Here is a 17,349-nt window from a genome sequence, read left to right on the forward strand (position 1 = left end):
TTTCGAGGAAGCGGCACTCCGATGGCCAACGAAGACAAGCTCCGCGACTACCTCAAGCGGGTCATGGCTGATCTCCACGACACCCGCCGCCGGCTCAGTGAGGCACAGTCCCAGGAACTGGAGCCGGTGGCGATCGTGGCGATGAGCTGCCGGTTGCCGGGCGGGGTGCGCAACCCCGACGACCTGTGGGAGCTGTTGCGGGACGGCCGGGACGCGGTCACCCCCTTCCCCGACGACCGGGGCTGGGACCTGGAGCGCCTCTACCACCCCGACCCCGACCACCCGGGCACCTCGTACGCCCGGGAGGGCGGGTTCGTCGACGGGGCCGGGGACTTCGACTCCGCCTTCTTCGGCATCTCGCCCCGCGAGGCGCTGACCATGGACCCCCAGCAGCGGCTGCTGCTGGAGACGTCCTGGGAGGCGGTCGAGGCCGCCGGGATCGACCCGGCCTCGCTGCGCGGCAGCCGGACGGGGGTGTTCGTCGGCACGAACGGGCAGGACTACGGGACCCTGCTGATGATGTCGCCCGACGGCGACGAGGGGCACTCGATGACCGGGGGCGCGGCGGCCGTCGCGTCGGGCCGGGTGTCGTACACCCTCGGGCTCGAAGGGCCGGCCGTCTCCATCGACACGGCCTGCTCGTCGTCGCTGGTGGCACTGCACCTCGCGGTGCAGGCGCTGCGGGCGGGGGAGTGCGACCTGGCGCTGGCCGGCGGGGTGACCGTGATGGCCACCCCGGGCCTCTACATCGGATCCAGCCGGCAACGCGCCCTCTCCACCGACGGGCGGTGCCGCTCGTTCGCCGCCAGCGCCGACGGCGCCGGGTTCTCCGAGGGCGTCGGGTGGCTGCTGGTCGAGCGGCTGTCGGACGCCCGCCGCAACGGCCACCACGTCCTCGCGGTGGTCCGCGGCACCGCCGTCAACCAGGATGGCGCGTCGAACGGGCTGACCGCCCCGAACGGGCCGGCGCAGCAGCGGGTGATCAGCCAGGCGCTCGCCTCCGCCCGGCTCTCCACCGCCGACGTCGACGTCGTGGAGGCGCACGGCACCGGCACCAAGCTGGGCGACCCGATCGAGGCGCAGGCGCTCATCGCCACGTACGGGCAGGACCGGGGGGACGCCCCGCCGCTGCTGCTCGGCTCGGTGAAGTCGAACATCGGCCACGCGCAGGCCGCCGCCGGCGTGGCCGGGGTGATCAAGCTGGTGCTCGCCATCCGGCACGGCGTCGTCCCGGCGACGCTGCACGTCGACGCCCCGTCCCCGCACATCGACTGGACGGCCGGCGCGGTGGAACTGGCCACCGAGGCCCGGCCGTGGCCCGAGACGGGCCGGGCGCGGCGGGGTGCCGTCTCCTCGTTCGGCATCTCCGGCACCAACGCGCACGTGATCATCGAGCAGCCGGACGAGTCGGCCGAGGAGCGCCGCGCCGACTCCGCCCCCGGGCTGGTCGCGGCCGACGCGCTCCTCTGGCCGGTGTCGGCCCGGTCGAAGGCCGCCCTGGCCGGGCAGGCCGCCCGGCTCGCGTCGCACCTGCGGCAGCGCGACGGGCTGGACCCGGCCGCGGTGGGCTGGTCCCTGGCGGCCACCCGGTCGACGTTCGACCACCGCGCCGCCGTGGTCGGCTCGACCGCCGACGAGCTGCTGGCGGGGCTGGACGCGGTCGCGGCCGGCCTGCCCGCCGGGAACGTGGTCAGCGGTGTGGCGTCGGGCCCCGGCGCGGGTCCGGTGTTCGTCTTCCCCGGTCAGGGCGCGCAGTCGGCGCGGATGGCCGCCGGCCTGGTCGGTCGTACGCCGGTGTTCGACGCGAAGCTGGCCGAGTGCCAGCGGGCCCTCGCCCCGTACCTGGACGTGGACCTCGTGTCGGTGCTGACCGGTGACGACGAGTCGTGGCTGGAGCGGGTCGAGGTCGTGCAGCCGGTGCTGTGGGCCGTCGGCATGGCGCTCGCCGCCGTGTGGCAGCACGCCGGGGTGACCCCGGCCGCGGTGATCGGCCACTCGCAGGGCGAGATCGGCGCGGCCTGCGTCGCCGGCATCCTCAGCCTGGAGGACGCCGCGAAGGCCGTGGCGCTGCGCTCGCGCGCCCTGACCGTGCTGCGCGGCACCGGCACGATGGCGTCGGTGGACCTGTCGGCCGACGCGGTCGCCGAGCGGCTGCCGGCCTTCCCGGGCGTCGGGGTGGCGGCGGTCAACGGCCCGTCCACCGTCGTGGTCTCCGGCCCGCCGCAGCACGTCGCCGACCTGGTGCAGGCGTGCCAGGCCCAGGGGGTCCGGGCCCGGTTGATCCCCGTGGACTACGCGTCGCACTCGCCCGCCGTGCAGGAGGTCGCCGAGCAGCTGCGCGCCGACCTGGCCGACGTGACGCCGCAGGTCGGCCACACCCGCCTGGTCTCCACCCTCACCGGGGACTGGGCCGACCCGATCGCCATGGGCGCGGACTACTGGTACGACAACCTGCGCCGGACGGTGCTCTTCGACACGGCGGTGCGGGTGGCCGTCGCCGCCGGGCACACCACCTTCGTGGAGATCAGCCCGCATCCGGTGCTGACGATGCCGGTCACGGCGATCCTCGACGACACCGGCGTCTCCGGTACCACCCTGGGCAGCCTGCGCCGCGACGACGACGACGCGACGCGGCTGCTGACCAACCTCGCCGCGGCGCACGCCATCGGCCTGCCCGTCGACCTGACGAAGGTCCTGCCCGCCGCGCCCACCGTCGACCTGCCCACGTACGCCTTCGACCACCACCGGTACTGGCCCGCCCCGCCGGCCTTCCTCGCCGCGCCCGACGGCGAGCCGGACCTCGACCGGTGGCGCTACCAGGTCACCTGGCAGGCCGTGCCCGACCTGCCGCTGACCTGGCTCGCCGGCACCTGGCTCGTCCCGGTGCCCGCGGCGCTGGCCGGGGACCCCCTGGTCGCCGACGTGCTGTCGGCGCTCGGCAACTTCGGCGCGGACGTCGTACCCGTCGAACTGGACGCCACCGACGACCCGGCGGCGCTGGCCGAACCGCTGCGCGCCGCGCTCGCCGGTCCGGACGGACCCGTCGCCGTGCTCTCCCTGCTCGGCCTGGACGAGCGGGCGCACCCGGAGCACCCGGCGACCTCGCTGGCCGTCTCGGGCACCGCCCTGCTGGTGCAGGCGCTCGGGACGCTCGGCGTCGAGGCGCCGCTGTGGTGCGCGACCCGGGGAGCCGTCGCGGTCAGCGCCGACGACCCGGCCCCGAGCCCCGCCGCCGCCGCCGTCTGGGGCCTCGGCCGCGCGGTCGCCCTCGAACACCCCGCCCGCTGGGGCGGCCTGCTCGACCTGCCGCACACCCTGGACGCGCAGGCCGGCGCCCTGCTCTGCGCGGCGCTCGGCGCCGGCGGCGAGGACCCGTTCGGTGGTGGCGCCGACCAGTTCGGCGACGACGACGGCGCGGAGCAGTTCGGCGGCGACGAGGACCAGCTCGCCGTGCGCGAATCCGGGGTCTTCGTCCGCCGGCTCACCCGGCTCACCGAACCCGAGCCGACCGCGCCCGGCGACGCCGTCGACGACACCTGGCGGATGCGCGGCACCGTGCTGATCACCGGCGGCACCGGCGGGCTGGGCGGGCACCTGGCCCGCTGGGCGGCCCGCTCCGGCGCCGCACACGTCCTGCTGGCCAGCCGGCGCGGCCCGGACGCCCCGGGCGCCGCCGAGCTGGAGGCGGAGCTGACCGACCTCGGCGTACGGGTCACCGTGGCGCGCTGCGACGTCGCCGACCGGGCACAGGTGGCCGACCTGCTGGCGGCCGTACCCGCCGACGCACCGGTGACCGCCGTGCTGCACACCGCCGCCGTCCTCGACGACGGGATCGTCGACACCGTCACCGCGCAGCGCCTGCACACCGTCGCCGCGCCCAAGTGCGCCGCCGCCGTCCACCTGGACGAGCTGACCCGCGACCTCGACCTGGACGCCTTCGTGCTCTTCTCCTCGGTCGCCGGCACCACCGGCAACGCCGGGCAGGGCGCGTACGGGGCGGCGAACGCGTTCCTCGACGCCCTCGCCGAGCGGCGCCGGGCCGAGGGCCTGCCCGCCCTCTCGGTGGCCTGGGGCGCGTGGAGCGGGGCCGGCCTGCCCGCCGACAACGAACGCGCCCAGCAGCGACTGCGCCGGGGCGGCATGCTCGGCATGGACCCGGCCCTGGCCGTCGAGGCCCTCGCCCGGGCGCTGCGGCGCGGCGAGACCACGACCCTGATCGCCGACATCGACTGGGCCCGCTTCGCCCCCGCGTTCACCCTGGTCCGGCCCAGCCCGCTGATCGGCGACCTCGAAGAGGTACGCGAGGCGACGCGCCCGGCCCCGCAGGAGGCCGCCGAGGAGGCGACGGACGTGCCGTCGGCCCTGGCGCGGCGGCTCGCCGGGCTCGCCGCGGCGGAGCGCGCCGCGACGCTGCTGGAGCTGGTCCGCCAGTGCGCGGCGACCGCGCTCGGCTACGGCGCGGCCGACGACATCCCGGCCACCCTGCCCTTCCGCGACCTCGGCCTGGACTCGCTGACCGCCGTGGACATGCGCAACTTCCTGGCCACCGCCACCGACCTGCGGCTGCCCGCGACGCTCGCCTTCGACTACCCGAACCCGACGGCGCTCGCCGCGCACCTCGACGAGCTGCTCACCGGGGCCGCCCCGGACGTGGCCACCCCCGCCCCGGCCGCACCGGCCGACGACGACGAGCCGATCGCCATCGTGGCGATGAGCTGCCGCCTGCCCGGCGGGGCGGACACCCCGGAGCAGCTGTGGCAGCTCCTCGCCGCCGGCGGCGACGCGATCGGCGAGTTCCCCACCGACCGGGGCTGGGACCTCGACCGGCTCTTCGACTCCGACCCGGAGAAGGAGGGCACCAGCTACGCCCGCGAGGGCGGATTCGTCACCGGGGCCGCCGACTTCGACGCCGGCTTCTTCGGCATCAGCCCCCGCGAGGCCCTGGCCATGGACCCGCAGCAGCGGCTCCTGCTGGAGGCGTCCTGGGAGGCGATCGAGCGGGCCGGGATCGACCCGCACGCGCTGCGCGGCAGCCCCACCGGCGTCTTCGTCGGCACCAACTACCAGGACTACCGGAACCTGATGTTCAGCGCCGAGGGCGCCGAGGGGCACCTGATGACCGGCAACGCCGGCAGCGTGCTCTCCGGCCGGGTGTCGTACACCCTCGGGCTGGAGGGGCCCGCCGTCTCGGTGGACACCGCCTGCTCGTCGTCGCTGGTCGCGCTGCACTGGGCCTGCCAGGCGCTGCGCCGCTCGGAGTGCTCCCTCGCCCTCGTCGGCGGCGTCACCGTCATGTCCACCCCCGGGGTGTTCGTCGGCTTCAGCCGGCAGCGGGGGCTCGCCCCGGACAGCCGGGTCAAGGCGTTCGCCTCCGCCGCCGACGGCACCAGCTGGGGCGAGGGCCTCGGCCTGCTGCTCGTCGAGCGGCTCTCCGACGCCCGCCGCAACGGCCACCCCGTGCTCGCCGTGATCCGGGGCAGCGCCGTCAACCAGGACGGCGCCTCCAACGGCCTGACCGCCCCGAACGGGCCGTCGCAGCAGCGGGTGATCCGGCAGGCGCTCGCCAACGCCGGCCTCACCCCGGCCGACGTGGACGCCGTCGAGGCGCACGGCACCGGCACCAAGCTCGGCGACCCGATCGAAGCGCAGGCCCTGCTCGCCACGTACGGCCAGCGGCCCGCCGACCAGCCGCTCTGGCTCGGCTCGATCAAGTCCAACATCGGGCACACGCAGGCCGCCGCCGGCGTCGCCGGGATCATCAAGATGGTGCTGGCGCTGCGGCACGGCTACCTGCCGCAGACCCTGCACGTCGACGAGCCGACCGACCAGGTGGACTGGTCCGTCGGCGCGGTCGAGCTGCTCGGCGAGGGCCGCCCGTGGCCGGTCACCGACCACCCGCGCCGCGCGGCCGTCTCCTCGTTCGGCATCAGCGGCACCAACGCGCACACCATCCTGGAGCAGGCCCCGGAGCCGGCCGTCGTCGAGCCGCCGACCGGGGAGCTGGCCGGGCTGCCGGTGGTGCCGGTGCTGCTGTCGGGACGTACGGCGGTCGCGCTGGCCGCCCAGGCGGACCGCTGGGCCGAGCAGCTCACCGGCCTGGAGGCCCCCCGGACGGTCGACGTGGGCTGGTCGTCTGCGGTCTCCCGGGCCACCCTGGAGCACCGGGCCGTCGTGCTGGCCACCGACCGGATCGCGCTGGGCGCCGGGCTGCGCGCCCTCGGCGCCGGCGAGGACTCGCCGCTGGTGGTCACCGGCGTGGCCGCGTCCCGCCCGAAGGTGGCGTACCTGTTCTCCGGGCAGGGGGCGCAGCGGGCCGGGATGGGCCGCGAGCTGGCCGAGGCGTTCCCGGTCTTCGCCGCCGCGCTCGACGAGGCCTGCGCCGCACTCGACCCGCACCTGCCCCGCGCGCTGAAGCCGCTGCTCTTCGCCGAGCCCGACACCTCCGAGGCCGAGGCGCTGGACCGGACCGAGTTCACCCAGCCGGCGCTCTTCGCCGTCGAGGTGGCGCTGTTCCGGCTGTTCGAGGCGTGGGGGGTGCGCCCCGACGCCGTCGCCGGGCACTCCATCGGCGAGTTCGCCGCCGCCCACGCCGCCGGGGTGCTCTCCCTGGCCGACGCGGCCGAGCTGGTCGCCGCCCGGGGCCGGCTGATGCAGGCGCTGCCGGCCGGCGGGGCGATGCTCGCCATCGCCGCCACCGAGGCCGAGGTGACCGCCGGGCTCGGCGACCGCGCCGACCGGGTCTCCGTCGCCGCCGTCAACGGTCCCGCCGCCGTCGTGGTGTCCGGGGCCGGCGACGCCGTCGAGGAACTGGCCGCCGAGTGGAGCGCGCGGGGCGTCCGGATCCGGCGACTGACGGTCAGCCACGCGTTCCACAGCCCGCTGATGGAGCCCGTGCTCGACGACCTCGCCGCCGTCGCCGGACGGCTTCGGTACCAGGACCCGACCATCCCGATGATCTCCACCGTCACCGGCGCGCCCGTCGACGCGGCGGAGATCGGCACGCCGGAGTACTGGGTGCGGCACGCCCGCGACGCCGTACGCTTCGCCGACGCCGTCGCGGCGCTGCGGGAGCGCAACGTCACCGGCTACGTCGAGATCGGCCCGGACGGGGTGCTCACCGCCCTCGCCCAGGCCGTCCTGGCCGGGGACGCCCCGACCGGCGCCCGGGCCCCGCTGGTCGTGCCCGCCCTGCGCCGGGACCGCCCCGAGCCGACCACCCTGCTGCGGGCGGTCGCCGCGCTGCACACCCACGGCGTCTCCCCGGACTGGTTCGCCGTCTACGCGGGCACCGGCGCGCAGCGCGTCGACCTGCCCACCTACACGTTCGACCGGCAGCGCTACTGGCCGGAGCCGCCGCCGTGGGCCAGCCTGGCGGCCGAGGACGACCGCACCGACGTCGAGCGCCGCTTCTGGGCGGCCGTCGAGGCCGAGGACCTCGAGGCGCTGGCCCGCGACCTGGACGTGGACCGCGACCAGCCGTTCGGGACGGTGCTGCCCGCGCTCTCCGCCTGGCGGCGGCGCGGCCGGGAGCGGTCCCTGGTCGACGGCAGCCGGTACCAGGTCGTCTGGGAGCCCATCGAGGAGACCCCGCAGGAGCAGGACCCCGGCCGCTGGCTGGTGCTGCTGCCCGCCGAAAAGGCCGACGACCCCGACCTCAACTCCTGCACCTGGGCCCTGGGCACCGACGTGACAATCGTGCCCGTGGACACCGGCGCCGACCCCGACGAGCTGTGCGGCGGGTTCGCCGACGTGCTCACCGAGGCACTCGGCGAGGACGGGGGGCCGCTGTCGATCCTCTCCTTCCTCGGCCTGGACGACGCCCCGCACGCCGAGCACCCGACGCTGCCGCGTGGCCTCGCCGCGACTGTGCACCTGCTCCAGCAGCTCGTCGACCTCGACGCCCCGGCCCGGCTCTGGTCCGTCACCCAGGGCGCCGTCGGGGCCGGCGACGGCGACGTCCCGGCCAACCCGCGGCAGGCGATGCTGTGGGGCCTGGGCCGGGTGGCCGCGCTGGAACAGCCCACCCGCTGGGCCGGTCTGGTCGACCTGCCCACCGACCTCGAGCCCTGGACCGCGATGCGGCTCGGCGGCATCCTCACCGGCGGCGGCATGGAGGACCAGCTCGCCGTCCGCGAGTCCGGAGTGCTGGTGCGGCGGCTCGTCCCGGCCGTCACCGACGGGGAGCCCGCGCCGTGGCAGCCCCGGGGCACGGTGCTGATCACCGGCGGCACCGGCGCGCTCGGCGGGCACGTGGCCCGCTGGGTGGCCGGCGCCGGCGCGGAACGGGTGGTGCTGACCAGCCGGCGGGGCACCGACACCCCCGGCGCCGCCGAGCTGCTCGCCGAGCTGACCGGCCTCGGGGTGGACTGCCGGGTCGCCCGCTGCGACGCCGCCGACCGGAACGCGGTGGCCGAGCTCCTGGCCGACCTCGGGCGGGAGGGACCGCCGCTGCGCGCGGTGGTGCACGCCGCGGGGGTCAGCGAGGTGGTGCCGCTGGCCGACACCACCCTGGAGGACCTGGCGTACGTCATCGCCCCGAAGCTGTCCGGCGCCGAGCACCTCGACGAGCTGCTCGACGGCGTCGACCTGGACGCGTTCGTGCTCTTCTCGTCCATCGCGGCGGTGTGGGGCAGCGGCGGGCAGGGCGCGTACGCGGCCGGCAACGCCTACCTGGACGCGCTCGCCGAGCGGCGCCGCGGCCGGGGCCTGGCGGCCACCTCCGTCGCCTGGGGGCCGTGGACCGAGTCCGGCATGTACACCGAGGGGGCGGCGGAGCAGCTGCTCCGTCGTGGCCTGCGGGTGATGCCGCCCGGCGTGGCGATGGCCGGGCTGCGGCACGCCCTGGCGGCCGGCGACACCTGCGTCACCGTCGCCGACGTCGACTGGGCCACCTTCGCGCCGCTGTTCACCTCGCTGCGGCCCAGCCCGCTGCTGGCCGACCTGCCGGCCGTACGCGAGCTGGCCGTCACCCCCGTCGACGCGCCGGACGCCTCCGCGCCCGTCGCCCGGGACCTGCTCGCCGAGCTGCGGGCACTGCCCGGCGACGAGCGGCGGGCCGCGCTGCTGGAGATGGTGCGCGTCGACGCGGCGAAGGTGCTCGGCCACTCCTCCGGCGACGTGATCGAGACGGACCGGGGCTTCCTGGACCTCGGCTTCGACTCGCTCACCGCCGTGGAGCTGCGCAACCTGCTCACCGCGGCCACCGGGCACGACCTGCCCACCACCGTCGTCTTCGACTACCCGACGCCGGCCGGCCTGGCCGACCACCTGTACGAGGAGCTCTTCGCCGACGGCGACGGGGAGTTCGGCGAGGACGGCGACGAGGAGTCGGTCCGCCGGGCCCTCGCCGCGATCCCGCTCGACGAGCTGCGGCGGACGGGTCTGCTCGACCAGCTGCTCCAGCTGGCCCGCACGAGCGCCGGTCCGCCGGCCGTGGCGTCCGCCGCCCCGGCCGCGCCCGAGGCGCAGATCCACGAACTCGACGTCGCCGGCCTGGTCCGGATGGCACTGGAAGGCTCGGACTCGTGACCCGGCCGGCCCTGAGGAGCCCCCGATGAGTGTTTCACTGGACGAGGTCGTCGGCGCGCTGCGCGCGTCCCTGCTCGACAACCAGAAGCTCAAGCAGCAGAACCAGCAGCTCACCGCCGCGCTCAGCGAGCCGGTGGCGATCATCGGCATGAGCTGCCGGTTCCCCGGCGGCGTCGGGTCGCCGGAGCAGCTGTGGGACCTGGTGGCCGCCGGCACCGACGCGATGTCGGCGTTCCCCGACGACCGGGGCTGGGACCTGGGGGCGCTCTACGACCCCGATCCCGACCCGGACAGCCGGGGCACGTCGTACGTGCGGGAGGGCGGGTTCCTCTACTCCGCCGGGGACTTCGACCCCGCCTTCTTCGGCATCAGTCCCCGCGAGGCGCTCGCCATGGACCCGCAGCAGCGGCTGCTGTTGGAGACCGCCTGGGAGGCGTTCGAACGGGCCGGCATCGACCCGACCACGCTGCGCGGCGCGCCCACCGGCGTGTACGCGGCGACCAGCAGCCAGGGCGACTACGCCGCGCTGCTCACCGGGGTCAGCGGCGGCGTCGAGGGCTACCTCGGCACCGGTAGCGCCGCCGCCGTGGCCAGCGGCCGGATCTCGTACGCCCTGGGACTGGAGGGGCCGGCGGTCACCGTGGACACCGCCTGCAGTTCGTCCCTGGTCGCGCTGCACCTCGCCTGCCAGGCGCTGCGACTGGGGGAGTGCACCATGGCGCTGGTCGGCGGGGTGTCGGTGATGGCCACCCCGACCGTCTTCGTCGAGTTCTCCCGCCAGCGCGGCCTGTCCACCGACGGCCGGTGCAAGTCGTTCGCCGCCGCGGCCGACGGCACCGGCTGGTCCGAGGGGGCCGGCATGCTGCTGGTCGAGCGGCTCTCCGACGCCCGCCGTAACGGCCACCCGGTGCTCGCCGTGGTGCGCGGCAGCGCGGTCAACCAGGACGGGGCGAGCAGCGGGCTGACCGCCCCGAACGGCCCGTCCCAGCGGCGGGTGATCCGGCAGGCCCTGACCAACGCGGGGCTGACCGCCGACCAGGTGGACGTCGTCGAGGCGCACGGCACCGGCACGACGCTGGGCGACCCCATCGAGGCGCAGGCGTTGCTGGCCACGTACGGGAAGGACCGCCGCGCCGACCGGCCGTTGTGGCTGGGCTCGGTGAAGTCGAACATCGGGCACACCCAGGCGGCGGCGGGCGTCGCCGGGGTGATGAAGATGGTCCTGGCGATGCGGCACGGGGTGCTGCCGCCCACCCTGCACGTGGACGAGCCCACCCCGCACGTCGACTGGTCGGCCGGGGCGGTGTCCCTGCTGACCGGGGCGGAGCCCTGGCCGGAGACCGGGCAGCCGCGCCGGGCCGGGGTCTCCGCGTTCGGGATCAGCGGCACCAACGCGCACGTCATCATCGAGCAGGCCGCCGAAGCGGACACCGACGACGCCCGGCCGGCCGGTACGCCCGCCCCGCCGACCCCCTGGATCGTCTCCGCCCGCTCCGCGCCGGCTCTGGCCGGGCAGGCCCGGCGGCTGCTGGACCACCTGTCCGACCACCCCGACCTGGCCCCGGCCGACGTGGCGTACTCGCTGGTCACCACCCGCGCGGCCCTGCCGCACCGGGCAGCGGTGATCGGCGAGGACCGCGATGCGCTGCTGGCCGGCCTGCGCGCGGTCGCCGAGGAGCGCAACACGTCCGGCGTGGTACGCGGCGTGGCTCGCCCGGCCGGCAAGGTCGCCTTCCTCTTCACCGGCCAGGGCGCCCAGCGCCTCGGCATGGGCGCCGAGCTGTGCCGCCGGTTCCCGGTGTTCGCCGCCGCCTTCGACGAGGTGGTCGGGGAACTGGACCGGCACCTGAGCCGGCCGCTGCGGGAGGTGGTCTTCGCCGATCCCGACTCGCCCGAGGCGGCGCTGCTGGACCGTACCGAGTTCACCCAGCCGGCACTGTTCGCCTACGAGGTCGCCGCCTACCGGCTGGTCACGGCATGGGGGCTGCGCCCGCAGCACCTGCTCGGCCACTCGGTCGGCGAGCTGGCCGCGGCGCACGTCGCCGGCGTGCTGTCGCTGGCCGACGCCGCGGCCCTGGTGGCCGCCCGGGGCCGGCTGATGCAGCAGCTGCCGGCCGGCGGGGCGATGCTGGCGGTGCGGGCGTCGGAGGCCGACGTGACCCCGCTGCTCGACGAGCGGGTGTCGCTGGCCGCCGTGAACGGCCCCCGGTCGGTGGTGCTCTCCGGCGACGAGGAGGCCGTGCTCGCGGCCGGTGCGCGGCTCGCCGCCGAGGGCCGGCGGTCCCGCCGGCTGCGGGTCAGCCACGCCTTCCACTCGGCCCGGATGGACGCCATGCTGGCCGACTTCCGGGTCGTCGCGGAGAAGGTCACCTGGCATCCGCCGACGCTGCCGGTCGTCTCCGACCGCACCGGCGAGCCGCTGACCGCCGCCCAGGCCACCGACCCGGGCTACTGGGTCGACCATGTCCGGGACACCGTCCGCTTCCACGAGGGCGTCGCCACCCTGGCCGCCGCCGGCGTGGGGACCTTCCTGGAGCTGGGCCCCGACGGCGCCCTGACCGCGCTGGCCCGCGAGTGCCTGCCCGACGTCGAGCCGGCGGCCTTCGTGCCGCTCAGCCGCCGGGACCAGCCCGAGCCGGCCAGCCTGCTCGCCGCGTTCGCCGCCGTCGACCTGCGCGGCGCCGGGGTGGACTGGCCGGCCCTCTTCGCCGGCAGCGACGCCGCGCGCGTCGAGCTGCCCACCTACGCCTTCCACCACGAGCGGTACTGGCCGGATCCGCCCGCCGTCGACCTCCGTCAGCCCGCCGCGCCGAGCGACGACGAGGAGTTCTGGGCCGCCGTGACCCAGGACCGGCCGGCCGCGCTGGCCGCCGCGCTCGGCTTGGACGCCGACCGGCAGGAGGCGCTCGCCGAACTGCTGCCCGCCCTGGCGTCCTACCGGGACCGGCGGCGCCGCGGCTCCGCCCTGGACGGCCTGCGGTACCGCGCCGACTGGGTGCGCGTCGCCGCGCCCTCCGGCACCGCGACGACCGGCGGTTGCCTGGTGGTGGCCGGGACGCGGACCGACGCCACGGGCGTGCTGGCCGCCCTGCGCGCCGAGGGACTGGACCCGGTGCTCGTGACCGTGGGCGACGACCCGGACGGGATCGCCCGGGCCGTCGCGCACTCCGGCGGCACCCCGTCGGTCGTGGTCTCGCTGCTGGCGGCGGAGGCCACGGGGACGGTCGCGCTGGCCGGGACGGCCGCGCTCGTCCGGGCCCTCGCCGGGGGCAACGCGCCGGTGTGGACCGTGACCCGGGGCGCGGTGGCCGTCGACGCCGACGATGCCGCGCCCGGCGTCGCCGGCGCGTACCTGTGGGGCCTGGGCCGGGTGCTGGCGTTGGAACAGCCGCGCCTGTGGGGCGGGCTGGTCGACCTGCCGGCGGAGCCGGACGACGCGGCGCTCGCCGCGCTCGCCCGGCTCGTCGCGGCCGGCGGCGACGAGGACCAGCTCGCGGTGCGTTCCGGCGGGGTGTACGCGCGGCGGCTGTCGCGCGCCCCGGCCGGCACCGCCGCCGACGCGGACTGGCGGCCCCGGGGCGGGGTCCTGGTGCACGGGGCCGCGGCGGTGCGTACCCCGCACCTGCTGCGGTGGCTCGCCGACCGCGGCGCCACCCATCTCGTCCTCGCCGGTCCCGGGGTGCCCGCCGGCACGGTCGGCCCGGACGTCGCCGTCACCGTCGTCGACGACCTCGACGGGCTGCCCGAGGCGCTGGACCGGCTGGCCGACGCCGGGACGGTGGTCCGCACCGTCCTGCACGTCGCCGACTCCGACGGGGCCGGCGAACCGGTCGCGGCGCTGGACCCGCGCGACCTGGCCCACGCCGTGGCCGCCCGTACCGCCGGGGTGGAGCTGCTCGACCGGGCCTGCGCCGGTCAGCCGATCGACGAGTTCGTGGTCTTCACCTCCACCGCCGCCGTCTGGGGCAGCGGGGGAGCGGCGATCGCCGCCGCCGCCGGCGCCGGGCTGGAGGCGCTGGCCGCCGGCCGGCGCGCCGCCGGACGCCCGGCCACCGTCGTCGCGTGGGTGCCCTGGACCGACGAGGTCACCGACCCGGCACAGCTGCGCCGCCGGGGGGTCCGTCCGCTCCCCGCCGAACTGGCCGTGTCCGCGTTGCAGCAGGCCGTGGGCCGCGGCGACGACCAGCTCGCGGTCGCCGACCTCGACTGGCCGGCGTTCGTGCCGGCCTTCACCGCGGTGCGGCCCGCACCGCTGCTGCGCGGCGTGCCCGAGGCGGCGGCAGCCGCGGACGCCGACGCCGGCCCCGGTGGCGAGGCGACCGACCCGGCCCGGGCCTTCCGGGACCGGCTGGCCGGCACGCCGGCCGGCGATCGGCTCGGGATCCTGCTGGATCTGGTCCGCGCGCGCGTGGCCACGGTGCTCGGGCACGCCTCGCCCGGGGCGGTCGAGGCCGACCGGGACTTCCTGGAGCTCGGCTTCGACTCGCTGACCGCCCTGGAGTTGCGCGACGCGCTGTGCCAGGAGACCGGGGCGGAGCTGTCGGCCACCCTGCTCTTCGACCATCCCACCCCTACGGCGCTCGCCCGCCACCTGCTCGGTCAGCTCGGCGGCGCGGACGCGGCCGGGGACGGCGCGGACGACGCCGGGGGACCCGCTGCGGAGAGTTCCGGCGGCGGACTGCTCGGCGGGCTGTTCAACCAGCCGAAGGCGCGCGAGGATCCCGCCGGGTACGCCGAACTCCTGGTCAAGCTCGCGCAGTTCCGGCCCAGCTTCAGCGAGCCGGCGCAGCTCACCCGCCCGGCCGGCATCCTGCGGCTGGCCGAGGGCGACGCCGCGGCGCAGCTGGTGTGCTGCTGCACCATGTCCCTGCTCTCCGGCGCCCACGAGTACGCCCGGCTCGCCGCCGGCTTCCGGGGGGTGCGCAACGTCTGGGCCCTGCCCAACCCCGGGTTCGGCGTGGGCGAGGAGCTGCCCGCCGACCTCGACGCCCTGCTGCGGGTGCACGCCGACACGGTGCTGCGCGCCGTCGGCGCCGGCCCGTTCGTGCTGGCCGGTCACTCGGGTGGCGCGATGGTGGCCAACCTGCTCGCCGGCGAGCTGGAACGCCAGGGCCGCTCGCCGGACGCGGTGGTGCTGATGGACACCTATCCGGCGAACAGCGAGGTGCTCGGCGGGTGGGTGCCGCAGCTGCTCGACGGGATGATCGACCGGGAGACCGCGTACACGCCGATGGACGACTGGCGGACGACCGCGTGGGCCGGCTACCTGCCGCTGTTCCTGGACTGGCAGCCGTCCGAGATGGCGGCGCCGACCCTGCTGGTCCGGGCCAGCGAGCCGTTGGGGGAGTGGAACGGCGAGGAGGACGGCTGGCGGTCCCGCTGGCCCTACCCGCACGAGGTGGCGGACGCCGCCGGTGACCACTTCAGCATGGTCGCCGACCGGGGGCCGGAACTCGCCGGCACGCTCCAGCGGTGGCTGGCCGCGCGGGGCCTGTGACCGTTCCCGCCCCTGGCGTGCCCCTAGCGCCCCCTATCGGCGCACACACATCTATCGAACCGACGTTGCAGGACGGAGCATGACGACGTGGACGAGGCAGTGGTGGTCACGGAGCTGGTCAAGCGGTACCAGCCCAACATGCCACCGGCGGTGGACGGGCTGAGTTTCTCCGTCGCCGCCGGTGAGGTCTTCGGCCTGCTCGGGCCGAACGGGGCGGGCAAGACGACGACGATCGGGGTGCTGACCACTCGGGTGCGGGCCACCTCGGGCCGGGCCCGGGTGTGCGGCGCGGACGTGATCGGCGCGCCCGCCGTCGCGCGGCAGTTGCTGGCGGTCGTACCGCAGCGGGTGAACCTGGACCGGGCGCTGACCGTCCGGCAGAACCTGCTGTTCCACGCGGCGTACCACCGCGTGCCCCGGGCGGAGCGCATCCGGCGGGCGGACGAGCTGCTGGACCAGATGGGGCTCAAGGACTTCGCGAACCACCGTACCGACTTCCTGTCCGGCGGCCTCGCCCAGCGCACGATGATCGCCCGCGCGCTGATGCACTCGCCCCGCGTGCTCTTCCTCGACGAGCCGTCCGCGGGCCTCGACCCGCAGTCCCGGCTCTTCGTGCACGACCGGATCGCCGAGCTGAAGCGGTCCGGGGTGACCGTGGTGGTCACCACGCACGACATGGACGAGGCGGAGAAACTCTGCGACCGGGTCGGCATCGTCGACCACGGCAAGCTGCTCACCATGGACACCCCGTCCGCGCTGACCCGTACGCTGCCGGGCAGCAGCACCCTGACCCTCGTGGTGACCCCCGGCGCCCCCGCCGAGCAGGTGCGGGTCGCGCTCGACGCGATCCCGGACGTGGAGCAGGTGGAACACTTCAAGGTGAGCGCCCCGGCGCCCGTCGCCGCGCCGGCGTTCCCCGGCATGCCGGCGATGCCGATGCCGCCGGCCCCCGACGCGCCCGCCGATCCGGACGCCCCGCTCTCCTTCCGGGTCTACACCAGTGGTCAGCCGGCCAACGCCATCCCGATGGCGATGAAGATCCTCGCCGACCTGGGCTGCGAAGTTCGTGACCTCAACATCGGCCAGCCCAGCCTGGAAGATGTCTTCATCCACCTGACCGGAAGGGAACTTCGGTGAGCGTCGCCGCCCCCGCCCCCCCGTCCGCGCCCTCGTCGGCCGCGGCGCCGCCGCCGGTGAGCGCGCTGGACCAGTTCGCCACGTTCCGCGCGGTGCTGTCGCGGGACCTGTTCGTCACGGGCAGGGAGCTGGTCGGCTTCCTGCTCCAGGTCTTCATCCAGCCGCTGTTCATGCTGCTGATCTTCGGCAAGGTGCTCAGCGACCTGGGCTACGCCAGCGACGACTTCTCCAACGTGCTGCTGCCCGGCGTCATCGCGCTGAACGCCTTCCTGATCGGGCTGGAGAACACCGCGCTGCCGATGATGATGGACTTCTCCTTCACCCGGGAGATCGAGGACCGCCTCCTGTCGCCCATGGCGATTCCGCTGGTGGCCCTGGAGAAGATCGTCTTCGGCGGCATCCGCGGTCTGATCGCCGGCGTGGTGCTGATCCCGGTCGGCATGCTCATGCTCGGTGTCACCTGGCCCTGGGCGGTCGTGCTCAAGGTGGTCGGGGTGTTGGCGATCGGCGCGCTGGTCGGCGCGGCGGTGGGCCTCGCCTTCGGCACGCTGGTGCCGACGCAGCACATCCAGATCATGTTCACCGTGGTGATGACCCCGATCATGTTCACCGGCGCGACCCAGTTCCCGCTGCTGGGCCTGGACTCGCTGCGCTGGTACCAGGTGATCTGCTCGTTGAATCCACTCAGCTACATCAGCGAGGCGACCCGGTCGCTCGTCGGCCCGCCGGGGGTCGAGTCGCTGCCGCTGTGGCTGTGCATGTGCGTCCTCGCCGGGGTCTTCGTGGTGTTCTCGATGATCGGCATGCGTGGCTTCATGCGCCGCGCCATGGACTAGCCGACAGGATCCGACCTGCCGATGGCCCGAGCCGCACCCGCGGCTCGGGCCATCCGCCGTTTACCAGTGCAAATGCAGATCGGGTCACTCCTTCCGGATTTATCAGGAAGAAATTTCACCTGCTCGATGGGCACCGTCATGTCAGCCGTGGCAGGCTGTACGGACGGCGGTGGCTCATCCTTCCGGCTGCTTCGGAGTGGCAACCGTCCCCTCAGGGCTCCGCCGAACGTTGCCGAACCGACGAACGTCGGTGCCGGCCCGGCCGCAGACCGAACGGCTCCACGAACAGCCCGTCGGTGCGGCGTACTCCAGGGCCGGACGGCGCGGGTCGCCGCACAGGCGGGAAGGAGT

Annotated in this window: 3 protein-coding genes and 1 pseudogene; all 4 read left to right on the forward strand. The window is 75.8% G+C overall.

The window, feature by feature from the left end; genetic code table 11:
* Positions 1-21: 21 nt before the first annotated feature.
* A complete protein-coding gene (locus tag ACN27A_RS01230) occupies positions 22-9,528 on the forward strand; it encodes a type I polyketide synthase (RefSeq protein WP_421449109.1) in 9,507 nt (3,168 codons plus the stop codon).
* A 25-nt stretch (positions 9,529-9,553) separates the two neighbouring features.
* Positions 9,554-15,025, forward strand: a pseudogene (locus ACN27A_RS01235) (type I polyketide synthase); the annotation flags it as partial.
* An 87-nt stretch (positions 15,026-15,112) separates the two neighbouring features.
* Positions 15,113-16,162 carry an ABC transporter ATP-binding protein gene (locus tag ACN27A_RS01240; protein WP_421449110.1) on the forward strand — a complete coding sequence of 350 codons (1,050 nt, stop codon included), beginning with the start codon at positions 15,113-15,115 and terminating at the stop codon, positions 16,160-16,162.
* Positions 16,159-16,998 (forward strand): ABC transporter permease, encoded by an 840-nt coding sequence (locus ACN27A_RS01245; RefSeq protein ID WP_421449113.1) that lies wholly within the window; start codon positions 16,159-16,161, stop codon positions 16,996-16,998. Before ACN27A_RS01240 ends, ACN27A_RS01245 begins: the two co-directional genes overlap by 4 nt.
* Positions 16,999-17,349 lie beyond the last annotated feature (351 nt).

This window comes from Micromonospora sp. WMMD737, assembly GCF_049179055.1.
GTDB lineage: Bacteria > Actinomycetota > Actinomycetes > Mycobacteriales > Micromonosporaceae > Micromonospora > Micromonospora reichwaldensis.

What these genes read in the sequence shown, in the direction of transcription:
- ACN27A_RS01230 (WP_421449109.1), top strand. Translation starts at nt 22, where the DNA reads ATGGCCAACGAAGACAAGCTCCGCGACTACCTCAAGCGGGTCATGGCT.